Source organism: Polynucleobacter sp. MWH-CaK5, from assembly GCF_018687615.1.
Taxonomy (GTDB): domain Bacteria; phylum Pseudomonadota; class Gammaproteobacteria; order Burkholderiales; family Burkholderiaceae; genus Polynucleobacter.
The window spans coordinates 1,604,949-1,623,283 of the sequence record NZ_CP061299.1; the positions used below are offsets into that span (position 1 = coordinate 1,604,949).

Below are 18,335 nucleotides of genomic sequence, written 5' to 3' on the forward strand. Positions count from 1 at the left end.
AATAATGAAATGGCAATCAATTGGATCTTAGAAAGTATTGATCAAAGTCCTTCAACCAATGAAGACTTGATGGTCAGGTGGCGAGCTGGTGAGCTATGGGAGCCCATCGCCAGAAAAGCCATCACCCAAACATCTGGCAAGGGTCGCCTTGGCAGAACTTGGGTCAGCCATGCAAAGCAAGCCTTGACCTTCTCAGTTGCCTATCCTTTCAAGAAAAGCATTGCTGAACTCTCAGGGTTGAGCCTTGCTTGCGGACTTGCAGTGATCAAAGGCATCAGTCAGGCCACCGGAATTTCTCAGGAAGACTTAAAGAACTTAGGCTTAGGTCTCAAATGGCCAAACGACATTTTCTTGAATGATAAAAAATTGGCTGGCATGCTACTTGAAGGCGGTCAATTAAATGCATCGCAAGCAACTTGGATTGTGATCGGTATTGGCATTAACTTGACTGCAGATGAGCATCTTGAAAACAGCATCAAACGTCCGATTGCCAGCTTAGATCAAATCAGCCAAATTAAATCGATGGATGCTGATGTTTTGTGGCTTGCCATCCTCAAAGAATTGGCAGAAACCATTGAAGTCTTTGAGCAATATTCATTTGTGAAGTTTCAAGATGAGTGGAACTCTTGGGATATTTATAAAAATCAAACCTGCGCCATCGTTCAAAATGAGCAAATACAGTTGGAGGGTCTTGAGCGAGGTGTTGATGCTCAAGGTCATTTACTCATTGAATCTGACAATAAAATACAAAAAGTTATCAGCGGTGATGTTTCTTTAAAGGCAAAACCATGAGCATCCTATTGATTGATCTCGGCAACACCCGACTCAAATGGGCTTTAGCACCGAGCCATGGTGACATGAGCTCTGATTTCACCGAACAAGGCTTTAGTACTCATGACTCACCAAATCAATTGAGTCAATTTGATCAATTATCAAAAAATCAAATCATTGAAAAAATCATTTGCTCCAGTGTCATCAGTGAAGATAAAACTTTGGCCCTTAAGAAACATTGCCAAACAATCATGTCCCAAGCAGCATGGTTTCAAATTAATGGCACATCAGCAATAAAACATCTGGGCAGTCAATACGATGAGGAACAGCAATTGGGTGCCGATAGAAGATCGATGGCACTGGGCGCTCATGAGATGTTTCCTGGCAAACATATCTTGGTGGTTGGAGTTGGAACTGCGACCACCATCGACCTCATCACACCAACCCAACACATGGGTGGCTGGATTTTTCCAGGCATGTCCTTGATGACCAGTGCCCTTAATGCAAACACCGCTCAACTGCCCAATGTATCAACTGAGGATCAAACTTCATCATTGAAGATAGGCACCAACACCAATGATGGCATCTATCAGGGAATTTTGGCCAGTCATGTTGGCGCCATCATGATGGCGCAAGAGTATGTGAAGAATCAAAAAATGACCCTGGACCTCATGATAGTCACTGGCGGTAACGCTAAAAAATTAATTGGCTATTTAAAAGACTCTGGCTCATCATTAACAATTCATCATGAGGAGCAGCTGGTGCTTAAGGGACTTTTGGCCTGGAATAAGATGGGATTATCTTGATGAGCAAGAAACTAAAAACTCTTTTGATCATTGCAATCAGCATCGTGATTTTGCTGTGGCTACAAATTACTGCCAACTCTTTTAGAGCTCAAAGCACCATTAATTCTTGGGTTGAAACTGCGTTTCAAGGATCAACACAACAATCAACAGCGACGATTCAAGAAAACGATCAAATCAAAATTCTCAGCCCAGCTCAATTAGGCCCAAGCAATCAATCAAGCCCTGATCTTGTTGACAAGAGCCGTCGTTGATCGATCGTGGATGAATGGAATCGCATACGCTTTTCCACCCCAAGTTTTGACCAAAGCTGTTTCAGCTAAATCATCCATTTGATAATCGCCGCCTTTGACGTAAATGTCTGGCTTTACTTTAGCAATCAATTCAACCGGTGTTTTTTCTTCAAACATCACCACCAAATCAACAGACTCTAAAGCAGCCAATAAAGCCATGCGGTCGTCTTGAGCATTGAGCGGTCTTGCGTCTCCCTTGCCCAACATGCGCACAGAACTGTCTGCATTCACACCCAGCACCAAACTAGCCCCAAGGCTTTTAGCTTGAGCTAGATAACTCACGTGACCTCTGTGCAAAATATCAAACACACCATTTGTGAAAACGATTGGTTTTGGCAAACGAGCCAAAGCTTCCTGCAGATTCTCTACAGAACAAATCTTCTTCTCAAATGCTGGCAGCGGTAATTTATCAAGGTTTGGCGTTGTCATAAGCGACATCTTACAACCGACTAGATATTTTCTAAATTATTTAAGATTGTTTGAGCATGCTGACTGATCAGGAGCTGCTCTTTCTCATCAATTTTCTGCAGATTGGCCGTCATCAAACGAGTTCTTGGATTTTTCTCAAATTCTGCTCGATGATTGATTAAAAAATTCCAATACAAGGTTGTCATGGGGCAGGCATCTGGCCCATATCGTTGACTAGACTGATATGAGCAAGACTCACAATAATTACTCATTCTTTTGATGTATGCGCCACTCGCAACATAGGGCTTGCTGGTGAATCTGCCACCATTGGCAAACAGAGCCATGCCAGCCGTATTGGGTAACTCCACCCATTCAATGGCATCCACATAAATGGCGAGATACCACTCACAAACTTGCTGAGGCAATAGTTCAGCCAACAAAGCAAAATTACCCGTCACCATCAATCGTTGTATATGGTATGCGTAACCATATTTCAAAGTTTGCCCAATGGCATCTTTCATGCAGGCCATTTTGGTATCAGCAGTCCAGTACCACTTGGGTAACTGTCGTTGGTGCTGATAAAAATTATCCTCTGCCATTTTTGGCATATCCAAGTAATACATGCCTCGAATAAATTCACGCCAACCTAATATTTGACGCACAAAGCCTTCAACGGCACTCAAAGATACTTGCTTAATTTCATAAGCCTGAATGGCGGCATCAACCACTTCTTTGGGATCAATCAGCTTTAAGTTCAGCGATGTTGACAGTATGGAATGCCAACCAAAAGGTGTATTGGTCCACATGGCATCTTGATGAGTTCCAAATAGAGGCAAGCGATATTCAATGAAATGATTCAAGGCCAACAAAGCCTGCTCTCTGGTCACGGCCCATGCAAAGCTATCGAGCTCTCCAGGATGCTTGGGATATGTTGACTCAACATAAGCCAGCACTTCTTTACTGATGGCATCAGGCGTAAACCACATGGGTTCAGTGATTTGTCCTGGGCCCTTTTTGGGATAAGGCTTTCTGTTTTGCTCGTCAAAGTTCCACTGATCGCCTTCTGGCTCACCATTGGCTTGAATCAGGACCTTGTGTTTTTTGCGCAGGTAGCGATAAAAGTATTCAAGTCTGATTTCTTTTTTATCGCCCACCCATGCTTTGAATTCATCAAAGCCGCAATAAAAGTGATCATCCGGCTCAATCGTCAAATAGATCCCAAGCTCACTGGCTAAATCTTGCAACTCTTTTCTTAAGCGCCATTCGCCAGGCTCAACACAAACCAAATGAGTGAAATGATGTTTCTGAATATGTTCTTTAAGGACAGAGACTATGGATGATTTACTTTCCTTCACATAGGTCAGCGTGTATTTTTTCTTTTTCAATACTTCTGCAAAATGTCGCATCGCCGATAAGAAAAGAGCGATCTTTGCTTTATGTGTCCAAACATAATTAGCCTCGGACTCTGACTCAACCATGATCACTTCATCGGTTGCCACATCGAAATGATTAAAGGCCGAACTATCGGCCTTTAATTGATCACCTAAAACTAAAACAAGTTTTTTCAAATTAGCTGTCTGAGCGCTTTGAACGCCAACCTTTGACGTTCGCAGAAATATCTTGCAACGCAGTCATGACAGTCACTCCATCAGGCGTTCTCTTGCGAAGTGCCTGATTCTCGCCACCCACCCACAACTCAATGCCTGGGGCCAACTTTGACTTGAGCTCATTCAAACCATCGACCACTTGGTTTTGATTCATTTGTGATGAAAACGACAAGGCAATCACATCTGCTTTTTGAGCTCTGGCTGCTTGAGCAATTTCAAGAATCGGTGTTTGCGTTCCCAAAGACACACAAGAACATCCCTCCAAAGCCATCAATGCTTCAGCCATCAAAAGACCTAAGCTGTGATGCTCTTGTGGGAATGTTGTTAATAAAATTCTTGGTCTGGCCAACTCTTCGTTCTGACCAATGTGGCCACGTGGCACTGAATTGATTGCTGTTCTCAACAAATGCTTGATTTGCTCTGTGAACAAATGCTCTTCGTGGATCTCTAACTTGCCATTGGCCCAGTACTCGCCAATATTTCTAATGAGCGGTGCAACCACTTCAATCACAAAGCGGTCCAAGCCAATCTTCATCAAAGTTGTAGAAAGTGCCAATCTCAAGGCTTCAGTTTGATGAGATCTCAATAAATCTAAATACCGATCCATTTCCTCTTGAGAAATCATCGATAAAGAATGAGAACTGACTTCTGCCGCTTGATTGCTTCTAGAGCTTAACTCTTTGAGCGCCTCAATTGGTAGAGGCACGATGCGCCCAGGACGAAATCCTGAGTCTAATAATCTTTTTAAAATTCGAAGTTTTTCGATCTGATCGGCCGGATAAACGCGATCGTCATTCTTATCCCGAAGTGGCATCGGAAAGTTATAGCGTCTTTCCCACACCCGAAGTGTGTCTTTAGCAATGCCAGTGTCACGCTCGACTGCAGCGATGCTCAACATGTCCGGCAAGTTGTTAAATCTAACATTCATAAGGGGAAACTCAGGTTTGTCGCCAAGTTAATACGAGGTATCGACTAGTAAATTCTACACTGTCTTAGACATAATTTGCATTTATTTTGATTTATGCTTAATATTGCAACACATTGTTGATTTGCCCTAGACAAAACTAATAGTTGTCCATGGTCAACAACAAATACTTAAAAGAATGGGTCGAGGAGACAAACCCAATGATGGTCGGAACTGAGAGCAGATCCAGGGCCCCACAACAGGCAGTTAAAAGCCTGGGGGCTCATTTTTACAGAATGGCCTTTACAGCCCTTCTGTTGATCATTCTCATGTGGTCTTTTTGGCCAAAGGATGCTGTTGCCATGAATTGTTCAAAAACGCTGTCCCATACCTTTCTAAGACTTCAAGACGAAGCCCCTCAGAATCTGTGCCAATACCAAGGCAAAGTGGTTCTCATCGTCAATACAGCCAGTTATTGTGGTTTTACAAGCCAATATGACGGCTTAGAGAAGCTTTATAGCCAGTACAAAGACAAAGGTTTGGTGATTCTTGGCTTTCCTTCCAACGATTTTGGCAAACAAGAGCCTGGATCTAATAAAGAGATCGCTGATTTTTGCCACAATACCTATGGCGTGAAATTTCCGATGTTTGCCAAATCATCTGTGACTGGCCCGAATGTCAATCCGCTTTTCAAACATTTGATTGAACAAACGGGTACCAAACCTCGTTGGAACTTCTACAAATATTTAGTCGATCGTCAAGGCAATGTGATTGACGCATACAGCAGCATGACATCACCCACGAGCTCAAAGCTAGTTGCTCAACTTGAAAAGTTACTTCAGGAGAAACCGTAATGAATGCCCCAGAAAAGATTTTCCTTCCTGATGTTCAAGCAAGTCATGATGAACGCAACATTGTGATTCAAAAAGTTGGCATTAAATCTGTGCGTCATCCTGTCCAGATTAAAACCAAAGCAGGCTCACAGGCGAGCGTTGCGATGATTGATATGACTGTTAAGTTGCCATCAGATGTCAAAGGCACTCACATGTCTAGATTTTTGGAAGTTCTACAAAATCAACATGCGCCCCTTGAATTTGATTCTGTCAAAACATTGATGAGCACCATGCTTGACCGCCTTGAAGCAACAGAAGGTCACATTGATATGAAGATGCCACTTTTCTTAAATAAAGTAGCACCAGTGTCCGGTGTTGAGAGCTTGCTTGATTACGACTTACACATCAAAGCAGCTTTTGAAAAAGGCGCTCTACGTTACACGCTTCAAGTACAAGTACCAGTAACAAGCTTGTGCCCTTGCTCAAAGAAAATTTCTGAGTACGGCGCTCACAATCAGCGTTCACACATCGTGATTGCTGCTGAGATCACTGAAAATATGGACGCAGAAGATTTGATCAAAATTGCTGAACAAGCAGCTTCTTGCGAACTATGGGGCCTATTGAAACGCCCAGACGAAAAATACGTCACTGAAAAAGCTTATGACAATCCTAAATTTGTAGAAGATTTGGTCCGCGATATTGCTGTTGCACTAGATCATTCTGAAAAAGTAATTGCCTATGAAGTGTCATCAGAAAATTTTGAATCTATCCATAACCATTCTGCTTATGCATGGTTAGCCAAAGATAAAAGAAACACTCATTAACCCTTTTAACCACAAGACATGAAGCCCGCTGAGCGCAGTTTCTCTCCCTCCCTTATTTATGCTCAGGGGTGTCTTGTGGTTTTCTTATTCAAAGCCAATGAAAGAGTCTCATGAAAATAGCCATCGTTGGCGCTGGCATATCGGGCCTTGGCTGCGCATATGCTCTTAGCAAACTAGATAATTGCGAAGTCACTCTCTACGAAGGTGGCAATCACATTGGCGGGCACAGCAATACAGTTGATCTAACACTGGATACCCCATTGGGCAAAGTGAGCCATGGTGTAGACACAGGGTTTTTAGTCTTCAACCAAAGAACCTATCCAAGATTGATTCGTCTATTTCATGAAATTGACGTAGAGATTGCCAAATCTGACATGTCTTTTTCTGTGTCCATCCCAAAACAAAACGGTGATGTACTTGAGTGGTCAGGCACCAGCATTGATTCATTGTTTGCGCAAAGAAAAAATATCTTGAGCCCTTCGTTTTTACGCATGGTCAAAGACATCATTCGATTCAATCGAATCTGTACAAAATTGGCTGCAGATAAACAATTGGATGAGATTGATTTAACGGTTGGCGAATTTATTAAAAAACATCGCTTTAGTCAGCAATTTCAAGATTGGTATTTTTTACCGATGGTTGGCGCCATTTGGTCTTGCCCAGTGTCACAAATGTTGGCATTCCCAATTGCAACCATGATCAGATTTTGCTTTAACCATGGCTTGATTCAAATCGCTGATAGACCTCAATGGTTAACAGTCAAAGGTGGCTCAAGAGAGTACGTCAAAAAATTATGTGCTCATATTGAAAAGAATGGTGGCTCATTCATTCGTGAGCACGTCACATCTGTTTCAAGAAATGCGAATAACGTCAACATCAGCACTGCTCATGGCACCATCAGTTATGACCATGTGGTCATGGCTTGCCACAGTGATCAAGCCCTTGAGGCTTTAACAGATGCAAGCACTCAAGAAAACAATATTCTTGGCTCAGTTAAATATCAAGCGAATCGTGCCGTTTTGCACACGGATAGTTCTTTGTTGCCAAAAGAAGAAAAATGTTGGGCGGCTTGGAACTATGCAAGCACCCGAAGTGAAAACCTTCAAGATCAAGAAGTGTGCGTTAACTATTTGATCAACCAACTGCAGCCATTGCCTGAAAGCTGGGGCAATCAGCCAGTGATCGTGAGCTTGAACCCTGTGACTGAACCTAAAGCAGAAACAGTTCATGCAGACATTCAGTATGCACACCCCGTATTTGATCAAGCAGCCATTCTTGCTCAACAAAACCTATCTTTAATACAAGGTTCGAACAATACATGGTACTGTGGTGCTTGGACTGGTTATGGCTTCCATGAAGATGGCCTGCGTTCGGGCGAACTTGTTGCTGAAGCAATCCAGGAAATTTTAAGATCTCCGAGAAAAACACCACTATCAGCATGAGCATTGCAAAAATTTGTTTTGGTCAAGTTCGACATGCTCGGCTAAAACCTGCTATTAATAAGTTTGCCTATTCTGTCTTTACCTTGCGCATACCGATGCGTCAGAGAAAAACCAAGCCAAAAGGGATTTCTCAAATTGGCTTGGGCGACAACAAGCTTTCTTGGTTAACTTTCTATGACAAAGACCACGGCAGGGGTGAGAATGATTCTCTTGCATGGGCTCTTGCTCTAGTCAAAAGCGAAGGCATCACCGATATTGATGGAGAAGTTTGGTTACAAACATTCCCAAGAGTCTTAGGCTATGTTTTCAATCCAGTCAGTTTTTGGTTTTTTGAAAATCGCTCAGGAGAGTTAAAAGCCATCTTGGCTGAGGTCAACAACACCTTTGGCGAGAGACATTGCTATCTTTTGAGCAACCCAGACGGCCAAGCCATTCAATGGGGCCAAAGCTTTTTATCCAATAAGGTCTTCCATGTATCCCCCTTTTGCGAAGTCAAAGGGGAATACCATTTCAGATTCTTCTCAAAAGCTGGCTCTGGGCAACACGTTGCTCGGATTGAATATCATGACCAAGGCCCCCTCCTGATCACCAGCGTTAATGGGATCGAACGAGAAATTAATTTAAAAAGTATCATTTGGTCTGCGATTAGATATCCAGCCATGAGCATTGGAGTGATTGTCAGAATTCATTGGCAAGCTTTACGTTTATGGTTAAAAGGTGTCCAATTTCATAGCAAGCCAACACCACCTTCTACGGAAGTGAGTAAATGAGTTCAAACACCAATACCATCGATGGTTTCTTGCCAAGCTTGCCTTGGCACGCCAAGGCCGTTCTTTCACTTTTAAAGAATATCCAAGTTGGTCAATTACAAGTAATCAGCCCTGAAGGAGAGCAACTCACCTTTAAAGGCGCACACGCTGGTATCGAAGCAACCATTCAGATCCATGACTGGGAAGTTTGCAGAGCTTGTTTGAAATCTGGTGACATTGGCTTTGCAGAAAGTTATATCAAGGGCCTTTGCGACTCACCTGATCTTTTGGCTCTGCTTAGATTGTTATTGGCTAATAGACAAGAAATTGAGACCATCATCTATGGCAATTGGTGGGGTCGCTTAGGCTATCGCATCAAACATTGGTTCAATAAAAACACCAAAGCGGGCAGCAAAAAAAATATCCATGCGCACTACGACATCGGCAACGCTTTTTACGCTCTTTGGCTAGACCCGAGTATGACCTATTCAAGTGCTTGCTTTGATAGCAAAGACACGCCTTTGGTAGAAGCACAGATTGCCAAATATCAAAAAATCATTCAATCACTCAGTGTTGCTCCTGGAGAAAAAATTCTTGAGGTGGGTTGTGGGTGGGGCGGCCTCATGGAGCAAGCCTGCTTGAATGGCGTCAACATTGACTGCTTGACCATCTCTGAAGAGCAAGCCAAATATGCGCGCGAGCGTGGCGGAAGAATTCAGGCAAAAGATTTGGGTCAGCATCAAATTTTGTTACAAGACTACCGAGATCATCAAGAACAGTACGATGGCATTGCTTCAATTGAAATGTTTGAGGCTGTTGGCGAAAGTTATTGGCCAAGCTATTTCGAGATGATCAAGCGCTGCTTAAAGCCTGGCAAAAAAGCCTGCATTCAAACCATTGTGATTGCCGATGACTTATTTGAGAAATATCGCAATAGCTCTGACTTCATTCAACAGTACGTGTTTCCTGGTGGCATGTTGCCTTCAGAAGAAAAATTCAAAGAAGCCGCTGCCAAACAAGGTCTTATCACTGAAGCCGTCTATCGATTTGGGCAGGACTATCAAAAAACTTTGGTGATGTGGCATGAAAAGTTCAATCAGCAACTAGACGCCATCAAAGCACAAGGATTTGATCAAAAGTTCATCCGCCTATGGAACCTTTACTTGATGTACTGTGCCGCAGGTTTTGCTGAGAAGAGTACGGATGTTATTCAATTCACACTGAGAAAGCCTGACGAAAATGGCGCTTAATCAGCGAGTTATCAGTTTTTATAACAAGCGGGTCTGGATCATTGGCGCATCGAGTGGCATCGGCGAAGCTTGCGCCCAGGCTTTCCTGAGTCATGGCGCCAAAGTTGCACTCAGTGCGCGCCGCATGGACAAGCTCAAAGCCATTCAAGATAAATGGCCTGCCGATCAAACACTTTGCTTGCCAGCCAATGCGCAAAGCAATGATGAGCTGACTTCTACCTACCAATCAATCAAACAAGCATGGGGTGGCATCGATTTGCTCCTCTATGTTTCTGGCATCTATGAACCCATGCGTGCCGATAATTTTTATTTGGCCAAAGCCACTGACATCATCAACACCAACATCATTGGTGCGATGAGCGCCTGCTCAATCACTTTGCCTGATTTCATCCAACAACAATCTGGTGGCATTGCAATTGTGAGCAGTGTTGCTGGTTACAGTGGTTTGCCACAATCTCTTGCTTATGGCCCAAGTAAGGCAGCGATGATCAATTTTTGCGAAACCCTTTATTACGATCTAAAGCCAAAGAACGTGGCTGTTTATATGATCAATCCGGGCTTTGTGGCAACAGAGGCAACTGCTAAAAATGATTTTGAGATGCCAGCCTTGATCACCTCCAAAGAAGCTGCTGAAGAAATCTTGGATGGTATTCAAGCGGGGAAATTTGATATTCACTTCCCCAAGAGATTTTCATTTTTCTTAAAATTTTTACGCTTGCTACCTTACCCAGTTTATTTCTTCCTCATCAAAAAATTCATCAAGATTTAAATGACAAGTCAGCACATCCAACGAGTGATTGAGCAGTTTGAAAATGTCTCACCGAAGACCATTGATTCATTGGTGGCTCTTTACTCACGAGATGCGTTTTTCAAAGACCCCTTTAATGAAGTTAAAGGGCATGCTGATATCAGACACATTTTTACTCACATGTTCACGCAAGTGAACAATCCTCGCTTTGTGATTAAAAACACCCTAGAGAATGGCTCTCATGCCTGTTTAATCTGGGAGTTCATCTTCCAACTCAAGCAATCACCAAACCTTGATCAAGTCATCAGAGGTTGCACTTGGATGACGTTCAATGAAGCGCTGCTCATCACAGAGCACCGCGATTATTGGGATGCAGCTGAAGAGCTTTATGAAAAAATTCCAGTTCTGGGTGCGCTGATGCGCTGGCTAAAAAAAAGGGCCCGTCAATAGGGCCCATATAAAGATTTAAACAAGTACTTAATTTAATAAGTCTTGAGTTTTATTTCTTTTCTTTCCTGACCTTGTTCACTAAGAAATCCATGGCTTGAGTCGCTCTGACTTTTGATCCGCCGGCGATTGATGGTGATGTCAAATACTTGCCTTGTACCGCAACTGTTGGGACGCCATCAATTCTGTACGCCTGGGCAATTTGATTGGCTGCTCTTGCTTTTGATGTGACTGTGAATGATTTAAATGCTTTCAAAAAAGCTTGGCGATCAATTCCTTGGCTAGCAACCCAATCAGCTATCTCAGCCTCTGCTAAAAGCTTCTTCTTGTTAACATGCATTGCCACCATGACTTTGGCATGTAAATCATTTCTGCCCAAGCTATCTAAGGCATAAAACAACTGGCTGTGTGGCAGCAACTCATCTCTAAATGCAACCGGCACTTTTTTGACCACAACATCTTTACCCTGCTTGGCAATCCATGCGCTCAATTCAGGTTCAAAATCATGGCAGTGCGGACAGCCGTACCAAAAAAATTCTAAAACCTCAATCTTGCCTTTAGATTCAGTTACCTGAGCAACTGGCATCACACGATAGTCGAAGCCTTCCTCAATTGGTCTTGCTTGAGAGAGTGCCACATTAGAAAATCCGAGACAGAGAACGCCAAAGAAAATATTTCTAATCAGTGTGAATAAATTGATGTTTTTCATATAAGCATTAATTTGATTTATTGATGCGAATGATTGTAGAAGGAACGCCTGCACTTTGCAGTCTGGCCCTTGTTTGAGTCACTTCATTTTGCCCCACGAATGGGCCAACACGTACACGCCAAAGAGGGGCACCGTCTAATTCCCTTTCAGAAATAAGGGCTTCTAAACCTTGCATGGCTAGCATGGCTTTTTGGCGCTGAGCTTCTTCTTGATTCTTGTACGCTCCAGTTTGTAACCAATATTCAGGGCCTTGAGTTGCCGCAGCGATTGAGGCAATTGGATCCTTAGGGGCCATCTCACTTGGTAGTGGCACTTTACTTTGTAATGGCTTATTCAAATTAGGCTTATCTTCAACTTGAACTTCACCCTCTTCAATTGCTTCAACAGGCTTTGCTTTGCTGACAGCCTCTGGCGCTCTGAGGTTTAATTTTGGCTCCGGCGCTCCCTTGGTCAACATGATGGCAACACCAACAGCAATTGCCAAACCCAGCAATAAGCCGAGCACAAAACCCATCAGGGTTCCACCTGAAGAGCCAGCCTCTAGAGACAAGCGTTGATTATTGTTCTTCATCACATTAACTCCTCACATTTTTTCAGGTGCAGAAACACCCAAAATAGCCAATCCATTGCCAATCACTTGCTTGGTTGCTAAGAGTAAAGCCAAGCGCGCCAAGCGAATATTTTCTTCGTCAACCAATACTCTATCCGCATTGTAGAAAGTGTGGAAATCGCTGGCCAAATCTCTTAAATAAAATGCCAAGGAATGAGGTGTCATATCCTTTGCAGCCTCAGCCAATACCTCAGAATACTCAGACAAACGCGTCAAAAGCATATTTGATGCATGGCTATCAAGCGCAAGCAGAGAGGCTGACTTAAGGCTCAACTCATCTCCTGCCCACTGCCTCAAAATTGAACAAATTCTGGCATGCGCATATTGCACATAAAAAACAGGATTTTCATCATTTTGCTTTAATGCCAAATCAACATCGAAGACAAATTCAGTATCAGCTTTACGAGATATCAAGAAGAATCGAACAGCATCTCTGCCACGACGAATTGCATCTTGACGCTCAACATCATTCATTTCAGTTGTCACACCACCTGACCACTCAATCAGATCTCTCACAGTCACATAAGAGCCAGCGCGCTTAGAGATCTTCACCTCTTCGCCACCCTTCATCACGGTGACCATTTTGTGCAGCACGTACTGAGGGTAATCTTTTGGGATATCCCAAGAACGCTTTTGTGCAACACCCTGGATGCCAGAGCGAACCCTTGCAATCGTGCCATGATGATCACTGCCTTGGATATTGATCACATGAGTAAAGCCTCGTGACCATTTGCTCGCATGGTAAGCAACGTCTGGAACAAAATAAGTGTAGCTACCATCTGATTTTTTCATGACGCGATCTTTGTCATCGCCATCATCCGTTGTGCGCAACCAAAGAGCGCCTTCAGCTTCATAACTCTTACCAACAGAAGCCAAATCAGCCACCACCGATGCCACACTACCATCACTGTACAAAGATGACTCTAAGTAATAGCAGTCAAATTGCACCCCGAAGGAATTCAGATCAATGTCTTGCTCTTTGCGCAAATACGCCACGGCAAATTGTCGAATAGATTCAATATTATTGATATCGCCATCAGCATGAACGGGCTGACCATCTGAAGCAGCCACAGTGGCCTTTGCCAAATAGTCTTTTGCAATATCTGCAATGTATTCGCCGTTATACGCAGACTCTGGCCAATTCTGATCACCAGGATTAAGACCCTTTGCTCTTGCCTGAACAGAAATAGCTAAATTTTGTATCTGGACACCAGCATCGTTGTAATAAAACTCTTTATGAACAGACCAACCTTGAGTTCTTAAAATATTAGATAGAGCATCGCCTAAGGCTGCTTGGCGACCGTGCCCCACATGCAAGGGGCCCGTTGGATTAGCAGAAACAAATTCAACCAATACTTTTTTACCCAACTCTGCTTGCTGACCATAACAATTGCCATCGGCGAAGATCTTGCCGATCACCTGTAAACGAGCATTTTGGGTTAAACGTAAATTAATAAATCCTGGACCAGCAATTTCAGCGCTCGCGATTAATTCTTTAGCGCCCGATTGATTCAATAATTTCTCAACAAATACCTGAGCCAATTCTCTAGGGTTGGCTTTCCAGGCCTTAGATAACTGCATAGCAATATTAGTTGCCAAATCTCCGTGCTCAGCAACCTTTGGGCGCTCAACATGAGGTTCTGGTAGGGAATCAGCAATGCCTCGCTCTTTGGCTATCTGAGCCAAGGCATCTTGCATCAATGAAATAATTTGTTTTTTAATGGCTGGTAGCATAGAAGTTCAGTTTATCAGTTAACTTTTAGTGTTAATCTTTGCTTATGTTATATAAATTTCAATGTAAAAAATCTGCAGATGTTTTGATGTTAGAAGATTTAACCTCAAAAATATTTGCAATCATTGGCAGACCCTTGGAGCCAAGAGGCATCTTTTTGTTAGAGCAGCTGCCCATTGCGATTGCTAAATTAGAAGCGGCGGTCGCCGAAGACATTGAACGCAAAAAAAATGCCGCTGAAAACAGCCCCTCAGAATCTTCTGAAGAATCAGGCCACAACATCAACCATGATCGCTTAGGGCAAAGAGCATATCCATTCATAAGCTTACTCAAAGAGGCTTTGCTTAACGAAGAGATGGTGTCTTGGGGCGTTTAACAAAGTCCGCTTGCTGATCTTCACCAATGCGACCCACATCAAAGTATTGAGACTGCGGATTTGCTAAATAGAAACCGCTCACACTCGATGATGGCGTCATGGCCATCGACTCAGTCAAAGCCATATCAATTTCATCAGCCTTCAAGCATTCAAACATGTCCTTTTTAACCAAATGGTCTGGACATGCTGGATAACCAGGGGCCGGACGAATGCCTTGGTACTTTTCCTGAATCAAGTCCTCATTGCTCAAACCTTCATCAGAAACATAGCCCCAGAGTTCAGTTCTCACCCTCTGATGCATCTTTTCAGCAAACGCTTCAGCAAAACGATCAGCCAAAGCTTTCAGCATGATTGAACTGTAGTCATCATGCTTGTCTTCAAACTCTTTGAGTTTCTTTTCAATCGCATGCCCTGCAGTTACTGCAAACATGCCAACATAATCAGAAACACCAGATTCCTTAGGCGCGACAAAATCAGCCAAACAACGATTTGGTTTCTTAACGCCATCAACAACAGGTCGATCACTTTGCTGACGATAGTTCTTCCATGTCAATAAGACATCCTGGCGTGATTCATCGGCGTAGATTTCAATATCATCGCCAACGCTGTTCGCTGGATAAAGGCCAATCACAGCATGGGCTTGCAACCAACGGCCCTGAATGATTTTTTGCAACATGGCCTGAGCATCAGCAAACACCTTCTGCGCTGAATCTCCAACCACTTCATCTTTTAATATCTGCGGATATTTTCCAGCCAAATCCCAAGTCTGGAAGAACGGTGTCCAGTCAATGCACTGAGCAATGTCTGCCAAATCGTAATTCTTAAAAACACGGCGCCCGATGAATTTAGGCTTAACGATTGTCTGCTTAGCCCAGTCAATCATTTCTTTATTGGCTCTTGCATCTTCAATGCTGATGATTGGGGTTTGCTTTTTATTGGCATGCTGAACCCGAATTCTTTCGTAGTCCGCCTGCAAATCATCAATGTATTTATCCGCACCCTCTTCTGATAACAAGCTAGATGCCACTGAAACTGCTCTAGAAGCATCAGGCACATAAACAACTGGGCCTTCATAATGAGGGGCAATTTTGACTGCAGTGTGAACTCGCGATGTGGTTGCTCCACCAATCATCAATGGCATTTTTTTCGATCTGAAATAATCATCACGCTGCATCTCTTCAGCAACGTAAGCCATTTCTTCCAATGATGGTGTGATCAAGCCAGACAATCCAATCAAATCAGCTTTTTCTTCTTTGGCCTTTTTGAGAATTTCATTGCAAGGCACCATCACACCCATGTTCACAACATCAAAGTTGTTGCACTGAAGCACCACCGTCACAATATTTTTACCAATATCGTGAACGTCGCCCTTGACGGTTGCCATGATGATTTTTCCGCGAGAACGCACATCTCCGCCGCTCTCAAGAATCTGTCGTTTCTCTTCTTCAATGTATGGGATCAAGTGAGCCACTGCTTGCTTCATCACTCGGGCGCTCTTCACCACCTGCGGCAAGAACATCTTGCCTGCGCCAAACAAATCACCCACCACATTCATGCCATCCATCAAAGGTCCTTCGATGACCTCAATCGGGCGACCGCCTGCGTTTGATATCTCAAGACGCATCTCTTCAGTGTCTTCAACAATGTGTGACGTCACGCCATGCACCAATGCATGAGTCAAGCGCTCTCTGACAGAACCTTCGCGCCAAGCCAAAGTCTCTTCAGCGCGCGCACCACCGCCCTTGTATTCGTCGGCAATTTCTAGCAAACGCTCTGTAGGAGTTTTGCCATCTTTTTCAGTAAAGCGGTTTAAAACAACATCTTCAACACGCTCTTTTAACTTCTCATCCAAATCAGCATAAACACCCAACTGACCGGCATTCACAATGCCCATGTCTAAGCCAGCGCGAATCGCGTGATATAAAAATACTGTATGAATTGCTTCACGAACAACATCGTTGCCCCTGAATGAGAAGCTCACGTTAGAAACGCCGCCGCTTACTTTTGCACCAGGCAAGTTGGCTTTTATCCAAGCCGTTGCCTGAATAAAATCATTGGCGTAGTTGTCATGCTCATCAATGCCAGTGGCAATCGCAAAAATATTAGGATCGAAAATAATATCTTCTGGAGGAAAGTCCAGTTCATCGACCAATATCTTGTAGCTTCTTTCGCAAATCTCAATTTTTCTTTGGTAGGTATCCGCCTGACCTTTTTCATCAAAGGCCATGACCACAGTGGCTGCACCATAGCGTCGAATCAATTTCGCTTGCTGCCTGAATAAGTCTTCACCCTCTTTCATAGAAATAGAGTTAACGATGGCCTTACCTTGAACGCATTGCAAACCTGCTTCGATGACTGACCATTTTGATGAGTCAATCATGATAGGTACTCTAGAAATATCTGGCTCTGATGCAATCAAATTTAAAAAGCGCACCATCGCTGCTTTTGAATCGAGCATCGCCTCATCCATGTTGATGTCGATGATCTGCGCACCGTTTTCAACTTGCTGTCTTGCGACCGATAAAGCTTCATCGTATTGCTCATTCAAAATCATTCTTGCAAATGCTTTTGAACCTGTGACGTTGGTTCTCTCACCAACGTTCACAAAGCCCACGTGTGGGCTGATGTTGCATGGCTCTAAACCAGACAACTTCATTGGAGGGATCTGTTTTATTGCTGACATCACACAGACTCCTTATAAGCATTCCAGCGACGACTTGGTCTCTTTGCAACAGCATCCGCGATTGCCTTGATGTGCGCAGGCGTTGTGCCGCAGCAGCCACCCACCAAATTCACCAAACCATCTTTAGAAAACTCATCTAACAATCTAGATGTCATTTCTGGTGTTTCATCAAAGCCTGTGTCACTCATTGGATTAGGCAGGCCTGCGTTGGGGTAACAAGAAACAGCGACATCACATACTTTTGCCAGCTCAGCAATGTATGGACGCATCAGCGTTGCACCTAAAGCGCAATTAAGGCCAAACGTTAATGGTTTGGCATGACGCAAGCTATTCCAAAACGCTTCAACTGTTTGACCAGACAAAATACGTCCAGACGCATCTGTCACGGTTCCAGAAATCATGATCGGCAAACGAACCTGCTGCTCTTCAAAAAACTCATCAATCGCAAATAAAGCAGCTTTTGCATTCAAGGTATCGAAAATTGTTTCAACCAAAAACACATCGGCGCCACCCTCATACAAAGCCTCAACCTGCTCTTTGTAGGCTTGACGCAATTGCTCAAATGTCACGTTTCTAACAGCCGGGTCATTCACGTCTGGAGAAATGCTCGCCGTCTTTGGTGTTGGTCCTACTGCACCAGCAACAAATCTTGGTTTGTCAGGTGTTGAAAATTCATCACAAGCCTGTTTCGCTAATTTTGCTGCAGCCAAATTCATTTCTCTGGCCAATTCAGGCATTTTGTAATCGTCTTGCGCAATGGTTGTTGCGCCGAATGTATTTGTTTCAATTAAATCTGCACCCGCCGCCAAATATTGACGGTGAATATCTAAAATGATTTCAGGATGAGTGATATTGAGTAGCTCGTTATTACCTTTTAAATCAATCGCATGATTTTCAAAACGAGTTAACTCTGGCAAACCGCGGTATTGCTGCTCATTTAATTTGCGTTGTTGAATCATGGTGCCCATGGCACCATCCAAGACCAAAATACGGTCTTTTAATAATTGGGGCAAGTTTGCGCCGCGGGTATAAAGCATAAGTAAAACTCTTATTTGGCCGCAAATGATTGCGACAAATTGATTAAACCTATATTTTATCGGTATTACGTATATTTATCTGATTACATTAACTTTTTTATTTGGGGGT

General features: G+C 43.4%; 19 protein-coding genes. 11 read left to right on the forward strand and 8 right to left on the reverse strand.

Going from position 1 to position 18,335, the window contains the following annotated elements; translation table 11 throughout:
- Window positions 1-9: 9 nt before the first annotated feature.
- The 3 genes from GQ367_RS08095 to GQ367_RS08105 are packed head-to-tail and all read left to right on the forward strand — an operon-like array spanning window position 10 to window position 1,828.
- Window positions 10-792 (forward strand): biotin--[acetyl-CoA-carboxylase] ligase, encoded by a 783-nt coding sequence (locus GQ367_RS08095; protein ID WP_215290456.1) that lies wholly within the window; start codon window positions 10-12, stop codon window positions 790-792.
- Entirely contained in the window at window positions 789-1,577 is a 789-nt protein-coding gene (locus GQ367_RS08100) for a type III pantothenate kinase (protein WP_215290457.1), read from the forward strand. Before GQ367_RS08095 ends, GQ367_RS08100 begins: the two co-directional genes overlap by 4 nt.
- Entirely contained in the window at window positions 1,577-1,828 is a 252-nt protein-coding gene (locus tag GQ367_RS08105) for a hypothetical protein (protein ID WP_215290458.1), read from the forward strand. The genes GQ367_RS08100 and GQ367_RS08105 overlap by 1 nt, the downstream gene beginning before the upstream one ends.
- Here GQ367_RS08105 and rfaE2 read toward each other — a convergent pair.
- Genes rfaE2 through GQ367_RS08120 form a run of 3 tightly spaced genes read right to left on the reverse strand, consistent with a single transcriptional unit; the run spans window position 1,793 to window position 4,810 of the window.
- Window positions 1,793-2,296, reverse strand: coding sequence for a D-glycero-beta-D-manno-heptose 1-phosphate adenylyltransferase (gene rfaE2, locus GQ367_RS08110; protein WP_215290459.1), 504 nt, complete (start codon window positions 2,294-2,296; stop codon window positions 1,793-1,795). The genes GQ367_RS08105 and rfaE2 overlap by 36 nt on opposite strands.
- A gap of 20 nt (window positions 2,297-2,316) precedes the next feature.
- Window positions 2,317-3,843 (reverse strand): cryptochrome/photolyase family protein, encoded by a 1,527-nt coding sequence (locus GQ367_RS08115; protein WP_251370158.1) that lies wholly within the window; start codon window positions 3,841-3,843, stop codon window positions 2,317-2,319.
- 1 nt (window position 3,844) lies between these two features.
- Window positions 3,845-4,810, reverse strand: a complete 966-nt coding sequence (locus tag GQ367_RS08120) for a MerR family transcriptional regulator (RefSeq protein WP_215290460.1) — start codon at window positions 4,808-4,810, stop codon at window positions 3,845-3,847.
- A 305-nt stretch (window positions 4,811-5,115) separates the two neighbouring features.
- On the opposite strand from GQ367_RS08120, the gene GQ367_RS08125 reads away from it, so the two are divergent.
- From GQ367_RS08125 to GQ367_RS08155, 7 genes are all read left to right on the forward strand, one after another.
- Window positions 5,116-5,640 carry a glutathione peroxidase gene (locus GQ367_RS08125; protein ID WP_371818559.1) on the forward strand — a complete coding sequence of 175 codons (525 nt, stop codon included), beginning with the start codon at window positions 5,116-5,118 and terminating at the stop codon, window positions 5,638-5,640.
- Window positions 5,640-6,443: a GTP cyclohydrolase FolE2 gene (gene folE2 / locus GQ367_RS08130; protein ID WP_215290462.1), complete on the forward strand. Its 804-nt coding sequence runs from the start codon at window positions 5,640-5,642 to the stop codon at window positions 6,441-6,443. The genes GQ367_RS08125 and folE2 overlap by 1 nt, the downstream gene beginning before the upstream one ends.
- A gap of 110 nt (window positions 6,444-6,553) precedes the next feature.
- Window positions 6,554-7,885 (forward strand): NAD(P)/FAD-dependent oxidoreductase, encoded by a 1,332-nt coding sequence (locus GQ367_RS08135; protein WP_215290463.1) that lies wholly within the window; start codon window positions 6,554-6,556, stop codon window positions 7,883-7,885.
- On the forward strand, window positions 7,882-8,655 hold the full coding sequence (locus tag GQ367_RS08140; RefSeq protein WP_215290464.1) for a DUF1365 domain-containing protein: 774 nt from the start codon (window positions 7,882-7,884) through the stop codon (window positions 8,653-8,655). Before GQ367_RS08135 ends, GQ367_RS08140 begins: the two co-directional genes overlap by 4 nt.
- The gene (locus GQ367_RS08145; protein ID WP_215290465.1) at window positions 8,652-9,884 is read left to right on the forward strand and encodes a cyclopropane-fatty-acyl-phospholipid synthase family protein; all 1,233 of its coding nucleotides are present in this window, start codon (window positions 8,652-8,654) and stop codon (window positions 9,882-9,884) included. The genes GQ367_RS08140 and GQ367_RS08145 overlap by 4 nt, the downstream gene beginning before the upstream one ends.
- On the forward strand, window positions 9,874-10,653 hold the full coding sequence (locus GQ367_RS08150) for an SDR family oxidoreductase (protein WP_215290466.1): 780 nt from the start codon (window positions 9,874-9,876) through the stop codon (window positions 10,651-10,653). Before GQ367_RS08145 ends, GQ367_RS08150 begins: the two co-directional genes overlap by 11 nt.
- Window positions 10,654-11,082, forward strand: a complete 429-nt coding sequence (locus GQ367_RS08155) for a nuclear transport factor 2 family protein (RefSeq protein ID WP_215290467.1) — start codon at window positions 10,654-10,656, stop codon at window positions 11,080-11,082.
- 49 nt (window positions 11,083-11,131) lie between these two features.
- On the opposite strand, the gene GQ367_RS08160 is transcribed toward GQ367_RS08155, so the two are convergent.
- From GQ367_RS08160 to argS, 3 genes are read right to left on the reverse strand one after another with little or no spacing between them, the layout of a single operon-like run.
- Window positions 11,132-11,788 carry a thiol:disulfide interchange protein DsbA/DsbL gene (locus tag GQ367_RS08160; protein ID WP_215290468.1) on the reverse strand — a complete coding sequence of 219 codons (657 nt, stop codon included), beginning with the start codon at window positions 11,786-11,788 and terminating at the stop codon, window positions 11,132-11,134.
- Window positions 11,789-11,795: 7 nt separating this feature from the next.
- Window positions 11,796-12,359 (reverse strand): SPOR domain-containing protein, encoded by a 564-nt coding sequence (locus GQ367_RS08165; protein ID WP_215290469.1) that lies wholly within the window; start codon window positions 12,357-12,359, stop codon window positions 11,796-11,798.
- Between the two features lie 12 nt (window positions 12,360-12,371).
- The gene (gene argS / locus GQ367_RS08170) at window positions 12,372-14,132 is read right to left on the reverse strand and encodes an arginine--tRNA ligase (RefSeq protein WP_215290470.1); all 1,761 of its coding nucleotides are present in this window, start codon (window positions 14,130-14,132) and stop codon (window positions 12,372-12,374) included.
- Between the two features lie 44 nt (window positions 14,133-14,176).
- Between argS and GQ367_RS08175 the strand changes: the two genes are divergently transcribed.
- Window positions 14,177-14,506: a DUF1840 domain-containing protein gene (locus GQ367_RS08175; protein ID WP_215290471.1), complete on the forward strand. Its 330-nt coding sequence runs from the start codon at window positions 14,177-14,179 to the stop codon at window positions 14,504-14,506.
- Here the strand turns inward: GQ367_RS08175 and metH are convergent.
- Window positions 14,475-17,189 (reverse strand): methionine synthase, encoded by a 2,715-nt coding sequence (gene metH, locus GQ367_RS08180; RefSeq protein ID WP_215290472.1) that lies wholly within the window; start codon window positions 17,187-17,189, stop codon window positions 14,475-14,477. The genes GQ367_RS08175 and metH overlap by 32 nt on opposite strands.
- Window positions 17,189-18,226, reverse strand: coding sequence for a homocysteine S-methyltransferase family protein (locus GQ367_RS08185; protein ID WP_215290473.1), 1,038 nt, complete (start codon window positions 18,224-18,226; stop codon window positions 17,189-17,191). Before GQ367_RS08185 ends, metH begins: the two co-directional genes overlap by 1 nt.
- Window positions 18,227-18,335 lie beyond the last annotated feature (109 nt).